Below are 16,882 nucleotides of genomic sequence, written 5' to 3' on the forward strand. Positions count from 1 at the left end.
CTGTTCTCCGGATTGTCATGGGTTGGTTCCCGTCAGGGCCGCGTTGAGGCGCAGGAAAGCGAGCGAGGCTGCCGCCGGCGGCATGCCGGCCGCAACGACATGCTCGATCAATTTTTCCGCTGTCGCCGCAGTGGCCAGAAAGCCCAAAGTTTCCAACAGGTCGTCGACGGTTCGCTTCATCGCGTCATCATTGCCGGCGACAGCCGAACGCAACACCGCCAAGCTCTGGCCGTTCGTCAGGTCGGGCCAATCCAGCCAGTTGGCTTCGAAGCCCTCGGCAAGGGTGAGCGTGCTAACATACTGCGGCGTATCTTTCAGGATCAATCTGACCAGGACACGCTTCCTGCGGCTATCCAGGCGCGGTGTCAGGTGCAGCACGAACAGTGCCGGCTTGCCACCCTCGGCGATCAGCGTGTCGGCCATCTGCGTTACTGCAGCGTCGCTGCCCGACGCGGCGACCATTCGTGAGATCTGGATGTCGGCATTGTTGTCGGCACCGAACTGCCAGGCTGCAATGAAATCGGGTTCGCTGACCCCAAATCGGGAAGCAAGGTCGACCAGATTGCAGGTCTCGAACAGTTCGGCGCGGCGCTTTTCCTGCGCCGGGGATTTGAGTTTTGCCGGGGTGTAGGTGGTGCGGCGGCGGATAAAGCCGGATTTGCCTTCTGCGATGAAGGCGGCAAGTTCGGCAACGGGATCGTCGGCACCGCCACCAACACGACCGTGCTCGCCCAACCTCGCCAGCAGCCGGCTCGCCAGTTCCTGCACCTTGCCGGAGCGGTCAGTGGCCAGGCTTTTCAGGAACGGCGCGTCCTCAGGCGTCAGGCCGAAATGCATGAGTTCGATCAGTGCCAGCCGGACTTCCGCCGGCTCGCCGGGCGCCTTCGCTTCCATCAGGCTGCGGGCCGTGGCCGGATCGCGACGGCGCATCTCGGTCAACGCGATACGGCGCGCGGCGGGGTAAAAGTCATCCCAGTTCTGCACCGTCAGTTGCTCCTGCGGCGCAATCTTCAGCCCCTCGACGCTGGCCTGCCAGTCGATCCACGGCGCATAGATGTCAGGGCTGTTCTGGTCTGATGCCGACGGCATCCAGTCCATCGGATGCAGCACGTAGCCACGGCCGGCGACGAGCGTCGCCACGCGCGCCTTGCGCCGCGCATCGGCGGTGTTCTTCAAGGCAGCCCGCAACAGCGGCCGCAACCGCTCCGGCAGCAGCGGCAGGCCAAGCCTCGGCAGCGGCGGGCGCCGCTTCAGCGACTTCGGCGCGGCTGGCCTTAAGCCCACATCGAGCGCCTGCGCGGCGATGGCCAGCAACAGCCGCTCCCGTTCGTCCGGGCTTGCGCCGCCGGCGATTTCCTTCCACGCGGCTGGCGCCAGATCGAACGCAGTTCCGCCGGTGATCCAGCAGTCGCGCATCGTCGCCAGGCCGGTTTGCTCGAGCTCGTTCATGACAGATCGAGCCTCCCGAAGCCGCTTTGCGCGGCGAGCAGATCGAGCCGCGCGCCGTTCCACAGGGCTGCCGTTGCCGAAAGGTCGAGACCGAGCACGGTTTGATCGACGGTTCCGGCGACAGGCAGGGCGATCCCTTGCGGGTCGTGCGCCGCTTGCCACCAGGCGGTGCCGCGCTCATCGAGCAGGATCGCGCCGGCAGGCAGCATCAGCGGGCTATCGGTCGACCAGGGTGCTGCGTCCTGGTGCGCCGCATGCGCCGCCAGCGGATCCTTGACAATGCCGAGGCCGAAATCCGGCCAGGCGCCCGACACGACATCGCCCTTGCGCTCCGCTACCAGCGCCCGCAGCCGTTGGCGTGACGGATAGAACACCAGCCTTGCATCGAACCGGTCGCCAGGTGTGAACGCGGCAGAGCGGCGGCCGGCCGAGGCCGGAAAGAAATCGAGTAGCAGCGCAAATTGCGGCGTCGGGCTTTTCAGGTCGAGCAGCCAGGTAGAATGGCTGACAAGGCCGTCGCGGCGGGTCTCGATCTTCTCGCCGATGACTTCCCACTGGCTGTCGACCTGTCTTGCATCGGGATTGGCCAGCACCTGGTCGCGGGTTTCGGATGCCGACACCAGCCGCTTCAATTCGGGATCGTCTGGCGCCGAGCGCCAGGCCTTGGCCAGCAAAACCAGCTTGCCGAGTTCGCGGATCGCCGCGTCCGGCCGTTCCTCGCTGCGCAGCGCCATTAGCCGGGCCGGGATTTCGTCGATGCGTCCCGCAAGCGCCGTTGCTTTCATGTCGACCAGCCTGGCGGCAATGCGGCGGCAGCGCTCGCTGCTGGCGTCGGCAAAGGCGGAAAGGCCGAGCCGCAGCTGGTCGGCAATCCACTGGTCGAGTTCGTCCAGCGCGCCTGCCACCGCGGTGCGCGTATCTTCCGCCCGCTTGCGCTGCGCCGTCTCGCGGCGCTCCGTCGCGGCGGCGTCATCGACGGTGCTTTCCTCTGCCTGCGAGGCCTCGCCAATGCTCTTGCCAGACGCGCCCCTGCCAGACTTTGCGTCGACCGGCGGGGGCGCACTCTTCCTGCGCCGGCCAAGCCAGTCATTGACCCATTCCGGCGTTGTTTCGGCTGATGTGAAGCTGGCCGGCGCCGTGGCGGCGATCCACATCAGCGCCAGCGTGTGCTTGCAGGGAAATTTTCGCGACGGGCAGGTGCATTTGTAGCCGTGGTCGCCGGTGTCGACGACGGTGCGATAGGGGTTGGATCCCGAGCCCTGGCATTCGCCCCAGATCAGCGCCTGCTGCTCGTTCTTCTCCAGCCGCGGCCAGTTCGAGCGCTTGGTGAGCTTCGAGGCGGCGCTTAGCGACGCCTGATCGGGGGCCAGCGCCTCGATGGTTTTCAGTTCGAATTCCAAGCCGCGCCTCTCGTCACCCCAAATCAATGCCTGGCATCAATATAGGGTGCCGTTTGTGAAGGATTGTTGTGGCCCCGGCAAGACGAAGATAGCGCAGATCAGTACAACGGCGTGGCCATATGCCGGGGCGTCGGCCATTGCGCCGTGATCTCGGGCTGCACCGGGCGCTCGAGATAGGTCGACAGCACGACATAGCTTCGCGTCGAGGTGACGCCGGGCGTTTCGTAGAGACGCGCCAGCAGGCCTTCGAGCGCCCTGGTGTCCTCGGTGCGGACCTTGAGAAGCATGCAGGTGTCGCCGGCCACCGAATGGATTTCCTCGACCTCAGGATATTGGGAGACGGCCATCAGCTCCGGTGTCTTGCCCCAGCCCTTGGTATCGATATGCACGAAGGTGAGCAGCGGCTTCTTCACCGCCTTCGGGTCGATGATCACAGCCGTGCCGCGGATGGCGCCGCTGCGCCGCAGGCGCTTGACCCGCTCATGCGCCGCCGGCGGCGAAAGGCAGACGCGTTCGCCAAGTTCGGCGTAGCTGATCGTCGCATCCTCGACCAGCACGCCTAATATTTTTCGGTCGATTGCGTCGACCTCGCGGGGAGCTACCTTGTTCTGCAGAACCCCATCTGTTTCTTCGTCCATATCGAAATTCCTTGTTGTCGCGGAATTCAGTTCGGCCATTATGACCCGATGACGAACGCGCATCAAGCTGCAACGCTCCATCAGCCGATCCCGGCGCTGGCCTATCTCCTGACCGGCTGCATCGCCGTCATCGGCTCGAACTCGCTGGTCCTGGGTCCAATTGCTCCGGCAGTCGCCGCATCCTTCGGCACCAGCGTGCCGGCGGTGATGGCCGCGTCGGCTGCCTTCGGCCTCGGCACTTCGGCCAGCGCTTTGTTCCTCGCCTGCTATATCGACGGCGTCGGCGCCCGCCGCATGCTGCAGGGCGCTCTGCTGTTGCTGGCGGTCGGGCTTCTCGCCAGCGCGCTGGCGCCGACGGTGATCATGCTGGTCGCGGCCCAGGCCGTCGCCGGCATCGCCGCCGGCGTCGCCATGCCGGCCATCTATGCCAGTGCAGCGGCAATTGCGCCGCCCGGCCGCGAAAGCGGCACGATCGGCGTCGTGCTGACCGGCTGGACGGTCTCCATGGTGGCCGGCGTGTCGCTGTCGGCCGTGCTTGCCGATCTCGTGCACTGGCGCGCCGTCTTCGCCGCCGTCGCGGTGCTTTCCGCCATTGCGCTTGCTGCCTTGTCGATGACCTCGCTCAGCGACGTCAGGAAGAGCGGCCCGGCACCGTCGCCGTTCGTTGCGCTGGCCATTCCGGGGATCGTGCCGCTGCTCATCGCCTGCACCGCCTTCATGACCGCTTTTTACGGCGTCTACGGCTATCTCGGCGATCATCTGCACCAGGATCTGGGCGAGCCCGTCAGCGCCAATGCGCTGGCCGCGCTCGCCTATGGCGCCGGCTTCGGCGCCGCGGCCTTCCTCGACGGCGTCATCGACCGCATCGGCGCGCGGCGCGTCATGCCCTTCGCCTATCTGCTGGTCGCCGTCGTCTATGTCGCCATCGCGCTCGCAAGCAGCAATTTCGTGCTGATCCTGGCTATGATCGCCATATGGGGCCTTGCCAATCATTTCGGCCTGAACGTGCTGGTGATGCGCCTTACCGCGCTCGATCCGTCGCGCCGCGGCACCATCATGGGCCTGAACAGCTCAGTCACCTACCTCGCCGTCTTCATCGGCACCACCAGCTTCGGGCCGCTTTATTCATCGTTCGGCTTTGCCATCTGCGCGATCGTCGCCGCCGTGCTGATGCTGGTTGCGGCAGCAGCGGGGTCATGGCGGTCGCCTCCGCCCATCAAGCCGTAAAGCTTGCGTCCTCATCCCGTCCTTCGCTAGAGCTTGGCTTGCCATGCGAGCCCCGCCCGGATGAAGACGACGCTTGAAACCACTGCCGACCCCTCGTCAGACGACCTCGCCTTCCTGGCCGAGCGGCTGACGGCGTTCAATGACGGCGATGTCGGCCCCTCCGGCCGCAAGCCGATCGCGGTCTTCGTTCGTGACGAGCACGGCGCTGTCGTGGCCGGCATTTCGGGATACACCGCCTGGGGCTGGCTCTATGTGCAATGGCTGTGGGTCGACGAACGCCTGCGCGGCCAGCATATGGCCGGCGACATGCTGGACGCTTACGAGCGCGAAGCAGTCGCCCGGGGCTGCCAGAACGCCTGGATCGACACGTTCAATCCGACAGCGGCCAAAGTCTATGAGCGGCAAGGCTACCGGCGTTTCGGCGAGCTGCCTGACTTTCCCATCGGCCGCAGCCGCATCTTCCTGCAGAAGAAGCTCTAACCTGCCAGCCGCCCGCCTTGCATCGGCCGCGGCACGCCGGTGGTGCTGGGAAAGCTGATCGGCAGGCCGCGCAGCACGCGCACGGCAAGGAAGGCAAAGCATTCGGCCTCCACCGCATCGCCTTTCCAGCCCAGTGTCTCGGCCTGCACCACCTCGACGTTGGCGCGCCTCGCCAGCATCGCCATCATCGTCGGGTTGCGGCGGCCGCCGCCACTGACCGCCAGGCGCTTCGGCCGGCGCGGCAACAAATCGAGCGCCTTGCCGACGGCCGAGACGGTGAAGGCCGTCAGCGTCGCCGCCCCATCCTCTGCGCTGAGGCCGTCGGCCATGGCGGCGCCGAAGTCGAAACGGTCGAGCGATTTCGGATAGGGCTTGGTCAGATACGGATGCTGGAGCAATTTGGCCAGCCGCACTTCATCGACGGTGCCGGCCGCGCCCAGTGCGCCGTCGCGGTCCATCTCGCCGAGGCCGTTTGCCTTGATGAAATCGTTGAGCGGCGCGTTGGCCGGGCCAGTGTCGAAGGCGACGATGTTGTCCTTGCCGTCCCACCAGGTGACGTTGCCGACACCGCCGAGATTGAGCACAGCGGTGTCCCCGCTGGCGTCGGCTTCCCTCAAAAGCGCCGCGTGGTAGGCAGCCGCCAGTGGTGCGCCCTGGCCGCCAGCGCGCACATCGTCCGAGCGGAAATCATAGGCGACCTTGGCGCCCAAAATGGAATGCATCAGCGCGCCATCGCCCAACTGGCGCGTATCGCCGCGCCGCCCGGGTTGCGGGGCACGATGCAGCACGGTTTGGCCGTGAAAGCCGACCACGCCGATATCGCCCATGGTCAGGCCGTAGCTTTCGACAAGGTCCTTCACCGCCGCCGACTGCGCCCGCGTCAGCGCCTCCTCGGCTTCGGCAAAGATCGCCGGCTCCGGCCCGTCGAAATTCCACACCCGGGCCTGACGCAGCGTCTCCTCCAGCAAGGCACGGATCGCTGCGGGGTAGGGGGCCAGCGTATAGGTGCCGAAATCGGCGATCCGCTCGCCATCGGTCTTGATCAGCGCCACGTCGATATTGCCGTCAAGCACGGTGCCGGTCATCAGGCCGACGGCCCAGATTGGTTCCACGGTCGACTCCCTTGCGACACCGTTTGCGATTCCAACGCAATCACCTGTCGGACGGATTGTCTCGCCAGGCAAGACCCTGGCCGCGGTCGATTGCTCCGAACCTGCCGGCAGGTTTTTTTACCGAACAGCGAAAATCGAGCAACGCCGTTCTTGCGTCTCGCCGCTCAAGACGCCAGCTATGAGACGAACACGTCATCGCCAAGGAGAAACGACATGGCATCCGAAGTCGCAGTGATCGCCGGCGCGGGTGCGGGCCTGAGCGCCTCTTTGGCACGCCTTCTCACCACGGAAGGCTATCGTGTGGTGCTGGCCGCCCGCAACACGGCCAAACTCGCGGCGCTGGTCGGGGAAACCGGCGCGCTGGCCGTCGAAACCGACGTCGCCGATCCGGCCTCCGTCGCCGGCCTGTTTGACGCCGCCGACAAGCAAGGCCCGCTGGCCCTTGCCGTCTTCAATGCCAGCGGCCGCACGCGCGGCCCGATCGCCGAGGTCGATCCCGATGCGGTCAAACAAGCCTTGCTTGTCGGCGCCTATGGCGGCTTCCTGGTCGGCCAGCAAGCGGCGCGGCGGCTGCTTGCGCGCGGCTCCGGTTCGATTCTTTTCACCGGCGCTTCCGCCAGCATCAAGGGCTTTCCCAACTCCGCCGGCTTTGCCATGCCAAAATTCGGCCTGCGCGGTCTGGCTCAGTCGATGGCGCGCGAACTCTTCCCGAAGAACATCCATGTCGCCCATTTCATTATCGACGGCCAGATCGAGCCGGTCGGGACGAAGCCCGAGCGCCCGGACAGCCAGCTGTCGCCCGATGCGATCGCGCAGACCTATCTCGCGACCCATCGCCAGCATCGCAGCGCCTGGAGCTTCGAGGTCGAGCTGCGGCCCTTTGTCGAGACATTCTGACCGGTCCGGCGTGACCGTTCTCGCAATTGCGAAATCTTTGAGAGAATATTCCCGGCTTCGTGTTTGAGAAGAAATGCGGTTCTTTGATCCGGCAAGCAGCATTGCCGATGATGTCGTCAAGGCTTGGTATTCCACCTCGCCGCAATGACTTCAGGATTACGAGGGATCGACAATGTCCGAACGCGGAAACGCTTCCAGCTCTCTTCTTTTTTCAGCCATCAGCCGGCGAGCTGCCCTTGCGGCACTTTTTGCCTCGGCCGTCACGCTTGCCGGTCTGGCTCAGCCGACGCCGTCCTTCGCCGAGGACAAGAAGTCTATCAAGGTCGGCATCATCAGCGGCGAGGATGAGGATGTCTGGCGCGTCGTCGTCGCCCAGGCCGCCGAAAAAGGCCTGACCGTCGAGACCGTGGTGTTCAACGACTACACCCAGCCCAACGAGGCGCTCGAGCGCGGCGAGATCGACGCCAACGCCTTCCAGCACCAGCCCTATCTCGACAACCAGATCAAGACCCAAGGGTACCACATCGTGCGCGTCGGCTACACCGGCGTCTGGCCGATCGGCCTCTACTCCAAGAAATACACCAAGGTTGCCGACCTGCCCGAAGGCGCCGTCATCGGCTTGCCCAACGACCCCTCGAATGAGGGCCGCGCGTTGCGCGTTCTGCAGAACGAAGGCGTGATCAAGCTGAAGGACGGCACCGGCATCCTGGCGACCACCGCCGACATTGCCGAGAACCCTAAGAAGGTCGTCATCAAGGAACTGGACGCCGGCATTGTCGGCCGCTCGGTCGAGGATCTCGACGCGGCTGTCGTCAACACCGACTGGGCGCTGAAGAGCGGTCTCGGCCCGGACAACCGCATCGCCCAGGAGCCGGTGGCCGACAACCCCTACCGCAACTTCATCGCCGTGAAATCCGGCAACGAGAACGAGGCGTGGGTGAAGACGCTGGTCGCGTCCTACCAGAACGAGGCGGTCAAGGCCGAGTTCGACAAGGTCTACAAGGGCACCGGGATCAGCGCCTATTGATTGGCGCCTGGTTGTCAGGAGCAGGCGGCCCGCTGTTGAGCGGGCCGCTGTCGCATTTGTCGAGCGTTGAAACGGACAGTGAGATGAACCAGCACGTCACGGCCGAAGCATCCGGTCCGGTCAATATATCGGCCGGGCAGGAAGATGTCGTACGCCTGGTCGACCTCAAGCGCCGCTTCGGCGCGACGCCTGCGCTCGACGGTGTCTCGCTGACGGTGCGCAAGGGCGAGATCCTCGGCATCATCGGCCGCAGCGGCGCCGGCAAGTCGACGCTGATCCGCTGCCTCAACGGGCTGGAGCGGCCGGACTCCGGCGACGTCTTCATCGAGGGCCGCGAGATCGGCCGGCTCGGCGAGCGTGAATTGCAGCCGCTGCGGCGTCGCATCGGCATGATCTTCCAGCACTTCAATCTGCTGTCGGCCAAGACCGTGGAGGACAATGTCGCGCTGCCGCTGAAGATCGAGGGCCGCCCAAAGGCCGAACGGCTGGCGCGCGCCGCCGAATTGCTCCATCTCGTCGGCCTGTCGGAAAAGGCGAAGGCCTATCCGTCCTCGCTGTCGGGCGGCCAGAAGCAGCGCGTCGGCATCGCCAGGGCGCTGGCCGCGCGGCCGGCGCTGCTGCTGTCCGACGAGGCGACCTCAGCGCTCGATCCGGAGACGACGCGCTCCATCCTGGCCTTGCTGAAAGACATCAACCGGCAGCTCGGCCTGACCATCCTGCTCATCACCCACGAGATGGAGGTGATCCGCTCGATCGCCGACCGCGTCGCGGTGATCGATGCCGGGCGCATCGTCGAGCAAGGCCCGGTGTGGTCGGTCTTTGCCGAGCCGCGTTCCGAAATCACCAGGAGCCTGCTCGGCGGCATCCGCCCGCAACTGCCGGCCGAGATTGGCGGCCGGCTTGCTCCCGGAGGCGGCGCCGAGCTCATCCTCAGGGTCGACGTCGCAGGTGAGGCCGCGCGCGGTCCGCTGCTGTCCGATCTTGCGGTGGCGGTGCCGGGGCCTTTCCGCCTCGTCCATGGTGGCATCGACCATGTCCAGCAGCAGCCGGTCGGCACGCTGTTCCTTGCGGTCGCGGGCAACGATCCGAAACATCTGTCGAAAGTAATCGCATTCCTGAAGGCCCGCGACGCGCGGGTGGAGGTGCTTGGCCATGTCGCCGGTTCTGTTTGAACTTCTGCTGCGTTCGATCTGGGAGACGGTCCTGATGACGGCGGCATCGGGCCTCATCTCGCTCGTCTTCGGGCTGCCGCTCGGCCTGGCATTGATTGCCACCGAGCGCGGCGGCATTGCCGAAAGCCTGTGGGTGAACCGCGCGCTCGGCGCCGTCATCAACGGCTTCCGCTCGGTGCCTTTCATCATCCTTCTGGTGGCGCTGATCCCGGTGACGCGGCTGATCGTCGGCACCTCGATCGGCACCTGGGCGGCGATCGTGCCGTTGTCGATTGCGGCGACGCCCTACTATGCCCGCATCGCCGAAGTGTCGCTGCGCGAGGTCGATCGCGGCCTGATCGAGGCGGCGCGCGCCATGGGCGGCAACCGCTGGACGATCATCCGCGAGGTGCTGGTGCCCGAAGCATTGCCCGGCATCGTCGCCGGTTTCACGGTGACGCTGGTAACGCTGATCGGCGCCTCGGCCATGGCCGGCGCCATCGGTGCCGGCGGGCTTGGCGACCTCGCCATCCGCTACGGCTACCAGCGTTTTGAGACCAGCGTCATGGTCGCCGTGGTCATTGTGCTGATCATCCTCGTTTGCGGCATCCAGTGGGTCGGCGACCGGCTGGTCGCCAGGCTGGACCGGCGCGGATGAGCGGCCACGAACGTTATTTGCCGGCAGGCTGCCAAACGCAGCGCCGGCTTTCTCTATCGGCGCCGAGATTGGATTGCGCGTTGCTTTGATCGGACCGGCCTGCGTGCCACCGTGACAGCGAAACAAGGAGCTTGACCATGCCCAGGATCGTACCCGTGCTTGATCTCGGCCGCCTCGAGCAGGGCGCTTCGGAACGGCGAACGTTTCTCTTCGACCTGCGCACGGCCGCGCGCGATGTCGGCTTCTTCTATTTGACCGGCCACGGCATATCGGCTGCGGATACCGCAGAAGTGCTCGACGCCTCGCGCCGGTTCTTTGCCTTGCCGGAAGCCGACAAACTGGCGATCGAAATGGTGAAGTCCTCGCAGTTCCGCGGCTACACGCGCGCCGGCGGCGAACTGACCAAAGGCAAGGCCGACTGGCGCGAACAGCTCGACATCGGCGTCGAACGCCCGGCCATCGAACAAGGCCCCGGCGTGCCCGCCTGGACGCGGCTGCAGGGGCCGAACCAGTGGCCTGCGGCGTTGCCGGAGCTGAAGCCGGCGCTGCTCGCATGGCAGGCCAAGGCGACCGCGGTGGCGATCCGGCTGCTTAGGGCCTTCGCTTTGTCGCTCGACCAGGCCGAAGACGCCTTCGATCCGATCTACCGGGCCGAGCCCAACCATCGCATGAAGATCGTGCGCTATCCCGGCCGCGACGCCACAGGCGACGACCAGGGCGTCGGCGCGCACAAGGATGGCGGTTTCCTGACGCTTCTGCTGCAGGACGAGAGCAAGGGCCTGCAGGTCGAATATGACGGTGCCTGGGTCGACGTCGATCCGCTGCCCGACACGCTGGTGGTCAACATCGGCGAACTGCTCGAGCTGGCCTCCAACGGGTATCTGAGAGCAACGGTCCACCGCGTGGTAACGCCACCGGCCGGTGTCGAGCGGATTTCGGTGCCCTTCTTCTTCAGCGCCCGGCTGGACGCCACGATCCCGCTGCTCAACCTGCCCGAGGAACTGGCGGCCGAGGCGCGGGGTCCGGCCAGCGATCCCGACAATCCGCTGTTTCGCAATGTCGGTACCAATGTGCTGAAGAGCCGCCTGCGCTCGCATCCCGACGTGGCGCGCCGGCACTATGCCGATCTTCTGGAAACCGACGCCTCACCGGCTGAAATCTTTCAAAACGAGAACGAAATTTCCGAATCTCGCGTTGTTTTAGAAAGCCGTTCGTCGCCATCTGCCGCGAATACGCGCATATAGGAATTATCGTTCGGCGGTTTCCTCCCATTCCACCGAGCGGTGTTCCCCTCTGAAGGTTCTTGACCTTCTTTTGGCCGGGCCGCTTTCGCGCCCGGCCTTTTTTATGTCAATAGCTCTTCTTTCTTCCCCACAAGGGGAGAAGGAAGAGGCGCCAGGGGACTTCACCCAAACTTCGGATCAAGGCTCCCCGACTTGTAGCGCTTGGCCATCTCGGCCACCGGCAGCGGCTTGATCTTCTGGGCATTGCCGGCGGTGCCGAACTGCTCGAAGCGCTCCTTGCACAGCTTGCGCATCGCGGCCATGGCCGGCGTCAGGTATTTGCGCGGATCGAACTCGCTCGGGTTTTCGGTCAGCACCTTGCGGATGGCGCCGGTCAGCGCCATGCGGTTGTCGGTGTCGATGTTGATCTTGCGCACGCCGTGCTTGATGCCGCGCTGGATCTCTTCCACCGGCACGCCCCAGGTCGGCTTCATCTGGCCGCCATATCTATTGATGATTTCCTGCAGGTCCTCGGGCACCGAGGACGAGCCGTGCATGACCAGATGCATGTTGGGCAGGCGGCGGTGGATTTCCTCGATGACGTTCATCGCCAGCACCGCGCCGTCCGGCTTGCGTGAGAATTTGTAGGCGCCGTGGCTGGTGCCCATGGCGACAGCCAGCGCATCGACATGGGTGTCCTTGACGAACTCGACCGCCTGTTCCGGATCGGTCAAGAGCTGGTCGTGGCTGATGGCGCCTTCGACGCCGTGGCCGTCCTCCTGCTCGCCGCCGCCGCTCTCAAGCGAACCGAGCACACCGATCTCGCCTTCCACCGACACGCCGCCCCAATGCGCCATGTCGACGACGCGCCGGGTGATGCCGGAATTGTAGGCATAGTCGGCCGGCGTCTTGCCGTCCTCTTTCAGCGAGCCGTCCATCATGACAGAGGTGAAGCCGTACTGGATGGCGGTGACGCAGGTGGCTTCGTTGTTGCCGTGGTCGAGATGCATGCAGACCGGAATGTCGGGGTGGATTTCGACCAGCGCGTCGATCAGCTTGGCCAGCACCACATCATTGGCGTAGGCGCGGGCGCCGCGGCTGGCCTGCAGGATGACCGGCGACTTGGTCTCCTCGGCCGCCTCCATGATGGCGAGGCCCTGTTCCATATTGTTCATGTTGAAGGCGGGTACGCCGTAGCCGTATTCGGCGGCGTGGTCGAGCAATTGTCTCAGTGTTATGCGAGCCACCCAATAGTCTCCCGTATCTGGTTTCAAGCGCAACGTCGCGGGCCGGCCGGTTGCCGGCCTAGATGCTTCTGGCCGGATTTCGCCAGAACCGCAACCGTCAGCGGCCATCGAGGCCGCAATTCTTGTTGCATGGCCGAAATTCGGTAGCCAGCCGGTGAGGCGCTAATCTCCCCCCATGAGGGGGAGATGGCCGGCAGGCCAGAGGGGGGCGGTTCGACTGGAGCGCTAGCATCATCTGTCGGTGCTGGGAGGTCGCGTCAGGACGCGCCGACCCCCTCTGTCGCCTTTGGCGACATCTCCCCCTCAAGGGGGGAGATTATCCGCGTTCGGGGAACATCGCCTTCAACCCTTCGCGCGAAGCCTTGGCCACACCGCGCTCGGTGATCAGCCCTGTCACGAGCCGTGCCGGCGTCACATCGAACGCCGGATTGGCCGCCGGCGTCGCTTCGGGCGAAACCCGCACCTGCGCAATCTTGCCGTCCGCCGTCTTGCCCCAGACCAGCGACACCTCGTCACCGGAGCGTTCCTCGATCGGGATTTCGGTCAGCCCATCACCCACCGTCCAGTCGATGGTCGGCGAGGGCAGAGCGACGTAGAAGGGCACCTCATTATCGGAGGCGGCGAGCGCCTTGAGATAGGTGCCGATCTTGTTGCAGACGTCGCCATTGGCCGTGGTGCGGTCGGTGCCCACGATCACCATGTCGACCGCGCCACGCTGCATCAGATGGCCGCCGGCATTGTCGACGATCAGCGTGTGCGGCACGCCGTGGCCGGCCATCTCCCAGGCGGTCAGCTGGGCGCCCTGGTTGCGCGGGCGCGTCTCGTCGACATAGACATGGACCGGAATGCCGGCCTCGACGGCGAGATAGATCGGCGACGTGGCGGTGCCGTAATCGACCGTCGCCAGCCAACCGGCGTTGCAATGGGTGAGGATGTTGACCGGCTCGCCCGGCTTCTTGCGTGCCGCGATCTCCTTGATGATGGCAAGCCCGTTCTCGCCGATGGCGCGATTGAGACCGACATCCTCGTCGGCGATTTCCGCGGCGCGCTTATAGGCCGCCTCCGCGCGCTGTCCCAATACGATCGGCCTGAGGAACCGCCGCATCTCGTCCAGTGCCCAGCGTAGATTGATCGCAGTCGGCCGCGTCTTGTGCAGCGTCTCCCAGACCGCGTCGAGCGCTTCGTCAGACGGATCGTCCGCCATCTGGATGGCGACGCCGTAGGCCGCGGTGACGCCGATCAGCGGCGCGCCACGAACCCACATGTCACGGATCGCGGTGGCGATGCCGGCAACGCTCCCGATCGTCTCGACCCGGAACTCGTGCGGCAGCCAGCGCTGGTCGATGATCTCGACCGAACGCTGGTCGTCGCTCAGCCAGATGGTGCGGTAGTGGCGCTCGCCGACGTTCAAATCCTGCTCTCCCGTTCGATCAAAGCGGCCAGATTATTGACCTCGTCCATGCCGTGAATCTGGCGCCGGTTGACGGCGATGTGACGGCCGAATTTCAGCGCCTTGGCCTCGCAGGAGGCTCGCAGATCCTCGTCCTCGATGGTCTCGAAATCGGCATTGTGGGCGAGGCCGAGGACGCGCCGGTGCACCTCGATGCCGGCAAAGCCCAAGAGGTCGGTCCAGATCTGGTGCAGCACATGGTCGAGCGCCTGCTCCGAGGCGAGAATGTCGCCCTGATCCTCGAACAGGCTCTTCTGGTAAAGCATGCCGGTGCGCTCGGTGCGCCATAGATGCGAGAACTCGGCGCGGAACACCGTCCAGGTGTCGTTGGTCACCCCGAGCAGATAGGCACGCATGGCGTCACGCTTGCCCTTCTGTTCATGGCCGCGCTGCGAGAAGTAGGACATCCAGAAATTGGCGAGCAGCATGCCTACATCGAAGGCCATCGGACCGTAGAAGGCGAACTCCGGATCGATCATCCGCGTCTCGGTGTCGGTGACCATGATCGAGCCCGAATGCAGGTCGCCATGCAGCAGCGTCTCGGCGTTGGCGGCGAAGATATGCTTCAGCCGCTGCGCTTCGACCTTGAGGTCGCGGTCGGCGCGCAGTTCGGCAACCAGGCCGTCGAGCTGCGGCGAGGTGTGCCGGTTCAGCTTGGCATCGAAATATGGGTCGGAAAACACCAGGTCTTCGGTGATGCCGCAGAGCTCGACATTGTCGGCAAACAGCGCCAGGTCGGCCTTGCGGTCCTTGGTGGGCATGGAGAGATCAGAGCCGCGGAACAAAGTGCGGGCCATGAACAGGCCGATGTCGCGGGCGATATTTGGCAACTCGCGGCCGTCGATCAGGGCACGGCGCAGGATGATGTGCGGCGGCGCCAGATATTCCATGATGATCAGCGCCTGGGCTTCGTCGAAATGGAGGATCGCCGGCACCGAGCCCGGCGCGCGCGCCTCTTGCCGCGTCAGCGCGTGATACTCGAAGAAGGAGCGTTTGAGCGGCAACGGCCAGCTGTCGCCGACGAGGCGAACATAGGGCAGGGCCTGCTTGACCACGGCCGCACCCGAGCCGCCTTCGACGATGAAGACGAGGTTCAGATTGCCGTCGCCGACCTCGCGCACCTTCCAAGGGCCCTTGCCGATTTTGGCGCACAGCGCTTCGTTCGTACCGAGGCGCGTTGCAAGCGTCTCCACCGACAGTGCTTCAAACGGCAATTTCGCAGTCATTCCTCACCCTCCCGCTTGCTCGCTCCAATCATAGTGGAGCGATGGCGGTGAGGCCAAGCTAGGAAGCTGACTGGCAATTGTCAATCGAGTTGACAATTGATCACGTAGCCCATAGCGTCATAGTCAGGGAGGAACGAATGGGCAATGATGCCGTGTTCCGCGTGGACGGGCTGAGGAAATCCTTCGGCCATATCGAGGTGCTTGGCGGCGTCTCGCTCGAACTGCATGCCGGTGAGATCACCGTGCTGATGGGCGCCAATGGCGCCGGTAAGTCCACCCTCGTGAAAATTATCAGCGGCGTCTACGACCATGCCGGCGGCACCATGCACCTGGCCGGTCATGATTTCGCGCCGAACACGCCGGCCGAGGCGATCCGCGCAGGCGTCGTCACCGTGCATCAAAACATCAATGACGGCGTCGTCGCCGATCTCGATGTCGCCACCAATCTGACGCTCGACCGGCTGAGCGGCAAGGGCGCGCCGCTGCTGTTCAACCCCGGCCGGGTGCGCCGCGAAGCCAAAGCGGTGGCCGACCGCATGGGGCTCGCCATTGACCTCAAGGCCCGCATCAGCGACCTGTCGCTGGCCGATCGCCAGATGGTGGCCATCGCGCGCGCCATGGCGCACCAGCCGAAAGTGCTGATCCTCGACGAGCCGACCTCGTCGCTGTCCAGCGCCGAGGCCGACCGGCTGTTTGCGCTGCTCGACCGCTTGCGCGAGCAGGGCGTCGCAATCCTCTACATCTCGCATCGCATGTCGGATATCAGGCGGCTGGCCGACCGCATCGTCTCGATGCGCGATGGCGTCATCTCAGGCGTCTTCGACAGCAAGCCTCTCGACTATGAGGGCGCCGTTAACGCCATGCTCGGCCGCAAGATCCATCTTGACCGCATCGAAGCCAGGAGTTCTGCCGAGCCGATCCTGACCGTCGATGCCTTCCGCATCGCCCCTGGTGCCCGGCCATTCTCGCTGACTCTCGGCGACGGCGAGGTCGTTGCCATTACCGGCCTCGTCGGCGTCGGCAAGACCGCGCTCGCCGAGACGCTGTTCGGCTTGCGCAAACCGCTGTCCGGCACGATGACTTTATATGGCAAGCCCTATGCGCCCGCGTCGACCGGCGAAGCCATCGCCGCCGGCGTGTTTCTGGTCGCCAAGGACCGTGGCGAAAACGGCATCGTCGGCGGCTTCAACATCCAGGAAAACATCAGCCTGCCCTTCCACAAGCGCATGTCGCGCTTTTCAGTTCTCAAACGCGGCCTTGAACGCACTATTGCCCGCCGGCAGATCGAGGATCTCGGCATCGTCTGCCGCTCGGAGAAGGACGAGATGACCACTCTGTCGGGCGGCAACCAGCAGAAGGTGATGGTGGCCCGCTGGATGGCGCAGGACGCCCGATTGTTCATTCTCGACGAACCGTTCCAGGGCGTCGATATCTCCGCCAGGCGCGACATCGCCGCCAAGCTGAGGGCCAGCGCCAATGGCCGCGCCACGCTGCTGTTCGTCACCGAACTCGACGAGGCACTGGAGACGGCCGATCGCATATTGGTGATGTCCGAGCAGACCATCGTCGGCGAACACCGCAACGCCGATGTCGATCTCGACCGTCTGCTGGCCGAAGTCGCGGGCGGGCCGTTGCACAGTGCGGCCTGAGCCACGATGATTGAAGAACTGAGGGTTGGAATGGAGTGCACGGGTTTG

15 protein-coding genes are annotated in these 16,882 nt (G+C 65.0%); 8 read left to right on the forward strand and 7 right to left on the reverse strand.

Translation table 11 applies throughout. The features are described 5' to 3' along the window. Positions 1-15: 15 nt before the first annotated feature. From X730_RS155540 to X730_RS155530, 3 genes are all read right to left on the reverse strand, one after another. Entirely contained in the window at positions 16-1,449 is a 1,434-nt protein-coding gene (locus tag X730_RS155540; RefSeq protein WP_023738416.1) for a DUF5691 domain-containing protein, read from the reverse strand. After that, positions 1,446-2,849, reverse strand: coding sequence for an SWIM zinc finger family protein (locus X730_RS155535; protein WP_023684463.1), 1,404 nt, complete (start codon positions 2,847-2,849; stop codon positions 1,446-1,448). The genes X730_RS155540 and X730_RS155535 overlap by 4 nt, the downstream gene beginning before the upstream one ends. A gap of 98 nt (positions 2,850-2,947) precedes the next feature. Next, positions 2,948-3,487 (reverse strand): Lrp/AsnC family transcriptional regulator, encoded by a 540-nt coding sequence (locus tag X730_RS155530; protein WP_023825977.1) that lies wholly within the window; start codon positions 3,485-3,487, stop codon positions 2,948-2,950. Between the two features lie 48 nt (positions 3,488-3,535). On the opposite strand from X730_RS155530, the gene X730_RS155525 reads away from it, so the two are divergent. Together X730_RS155525 and X730_RS155520 are read left to right on the forward strand one after the other, a co-directional pair. After that, complete coding sequence (locus X730_RS155525) at positions 3,536-4,714, forward strand: MFS transporter (RefSeq protein ID WP_023825978.1); 1,179 nt, start codon at positions 3,536-3,538, stop codon at positions 4,712-4,714. A 60-nt stretch (positions 4,715-4,774) separates the two neighbouring features. Continuing rightward, positions 4,775-5,194 carry a GNAT family N-acetyltransferase gene (locus tag X730_RS155520; protein WP_023825979.1) on the forward strand — a complete coding sequence of 140 codons (420 nt, stop codon included), beginning with the start codon at positions 4,775-4,777 and terminating at the stop codon, positions 5,192-5,194. Here the strand turns inward: X730_RS155520 and X730_RS155515 are convergent. Then, positions 5,191-6,306 (reverse strand): anhydro-N-acetylmuramic acid kinase, encoded by a 1,116-nt coding sequence (locus X730_RS155515; RefSeq protein WP_023701528.1) that lies wholly within the window; start codon positions 6,304-6,306, stop codon positions 5,191-5,193. The genes X730_RS155520 and X730_RS155515 overlap by 4 nt on opposite strands. A 213-nt stretch (positions 6,307-6,519) precedes the next feature. Between X730_RS155515 and X730_RS155510 the strand changes: the two genes are divergently transcribed. The 5 genes from X730_RS155510 to X730_RS155490 all read left to right on the forward strand — a co-directional run bounded on the left by X730_RS155510 (position 6,520) and on the right by X730_RS155490 (position 11,283). Next, positions 6,520-7,203 (forward strand): SDR family NAD(P)-dependent oxidoreductase, encoded by a 684-nt coding sequence (locus X730_RS155510; protein WP_023668581.1) that lies wholly within the window; start codon positions 6,520-6,522, stop codon positions 7,201-7,203. 172 nt (positions 7,204-7,375) lie between these two features. Continuing rightward, the gene (locus X730_RS155505) at positions 7,376-8,230 is read left to right on the forward strand and encodes a MetQ/NlpA family lipoprotein (protein ID WP_023668580.1); all 855 of its coding nucleotides are present in this window, start codon (positions 7,376-7,378) and stop codon (positions 8,228-8,230) included. 83 nt (positions 8,231-8,313) lie between these two features. After that, positions 8,314-9,402 (forward strand): methionine ABC transporter ATP-binding protein, encoded by a 1,089-nt coding sequence (locus tag X730_RS155500; RefSeq protein WP_023825980.1) that lies wholly within the window; start codon positions 8,314-8,316, stop codon positions 9,400-9,402. Continuing rightward, the gene (locus X730_RS155495; protein WP_023668578.1) at positions 9,383-10,039 is read left to right on the forward strand and encodes a methionine ABC transporter permease; all 657 of its coding nucleotides are present in this window, start codon (positions 9,383-9,385) and stop codon (positions 10,037-10,039) included. The genes X730_RS155500 and X730_RS155495 overlap by 20 nt, the downstream gene beginning before the upstream one ends. Before the next feature lie 137 nt (positions 10,040-10,176). Then, entirely contained in the window at positions 10,177-11,283 is a 1,107-nt protein-coding gene (locus X730_RS155490) for an isopenicillin N synthase family oxygenase (protein WP_023825981.1), read from the forward strand. 161 nt (positions 11,284-11,444) lie between these two features. Here the strand turns inward: X730_RS155490 and fba are convergent, their stop codons facing one another. From fba to mtnK, 3 genes are all read right to left on the reverse strand, one after another. After that, entirely contained in the window at positions 11,445-12,509 is a 1,065-nt protein-coding gene (gene fba, locus X730_RS155485; protein WP_023687044.1) for a class II fructose-bisphosphate aldolase, read from the reverse strand. Positions 12,510-12,825: 316 nt separating this feature from the next. Then, complete coding sequence (gene mtnA, locus X730_RS155480) at positions 12,826-13,920, reverse strand: S-methyl-5-thioribose-1-phosphate isomerase (RefSeq protein ID WP_023819031.1); 1,095 nt, start codon at positions 13,918-13,920, stop codon at positions 12,826-12,828. Further along, positions 13,917-15,185 carry an S-methyl-5-thioribose kinase gene (mtnK, locus tag X730_RS155475; RefSeq protein ID WP_023820974.1) on the reverse strand — a complete coding sequence of 423 codons (1,269 nt, stop codon included), beginning with the start codon at positions 15,183-15,185 and terminating at the stop codon, positions 13,917-13,919. Before mtnK ends, mtnA begins: the two co-directional genes overlap by 4 nt. Before the next feature lie 137 nt (positions 15,186-15,322). Here mtnK and X730_RS155470 point away from each other — a divergent pair, with 137 nt between their 5' ends. Next, positions 15,323-16,834: a sugar ABC transporter ATP-binding protein gene (locus X730_RS155470; protein WP_023825982.1), complete on the forward strand. Its 1,512-nt coding sequence runs from the start codon at positions 15,323-15,325 to the stop codon at positions 16,832-16,834. The last annotated feature ends 48 nt before the right edge of the window (positions 16,835-16,882 follow it).

Origin of the sequence: Mesorhizobium sp. L103C131B0, assembly GCF_000502275.1 — a bacterium.
In the GTDB taxonomy this organism is placed as follows: Bacteria; Pseudomonadota; Alphaproteobacteria; order Rhizobiales; family Rhizobiaceae; genus Mesorhizobium.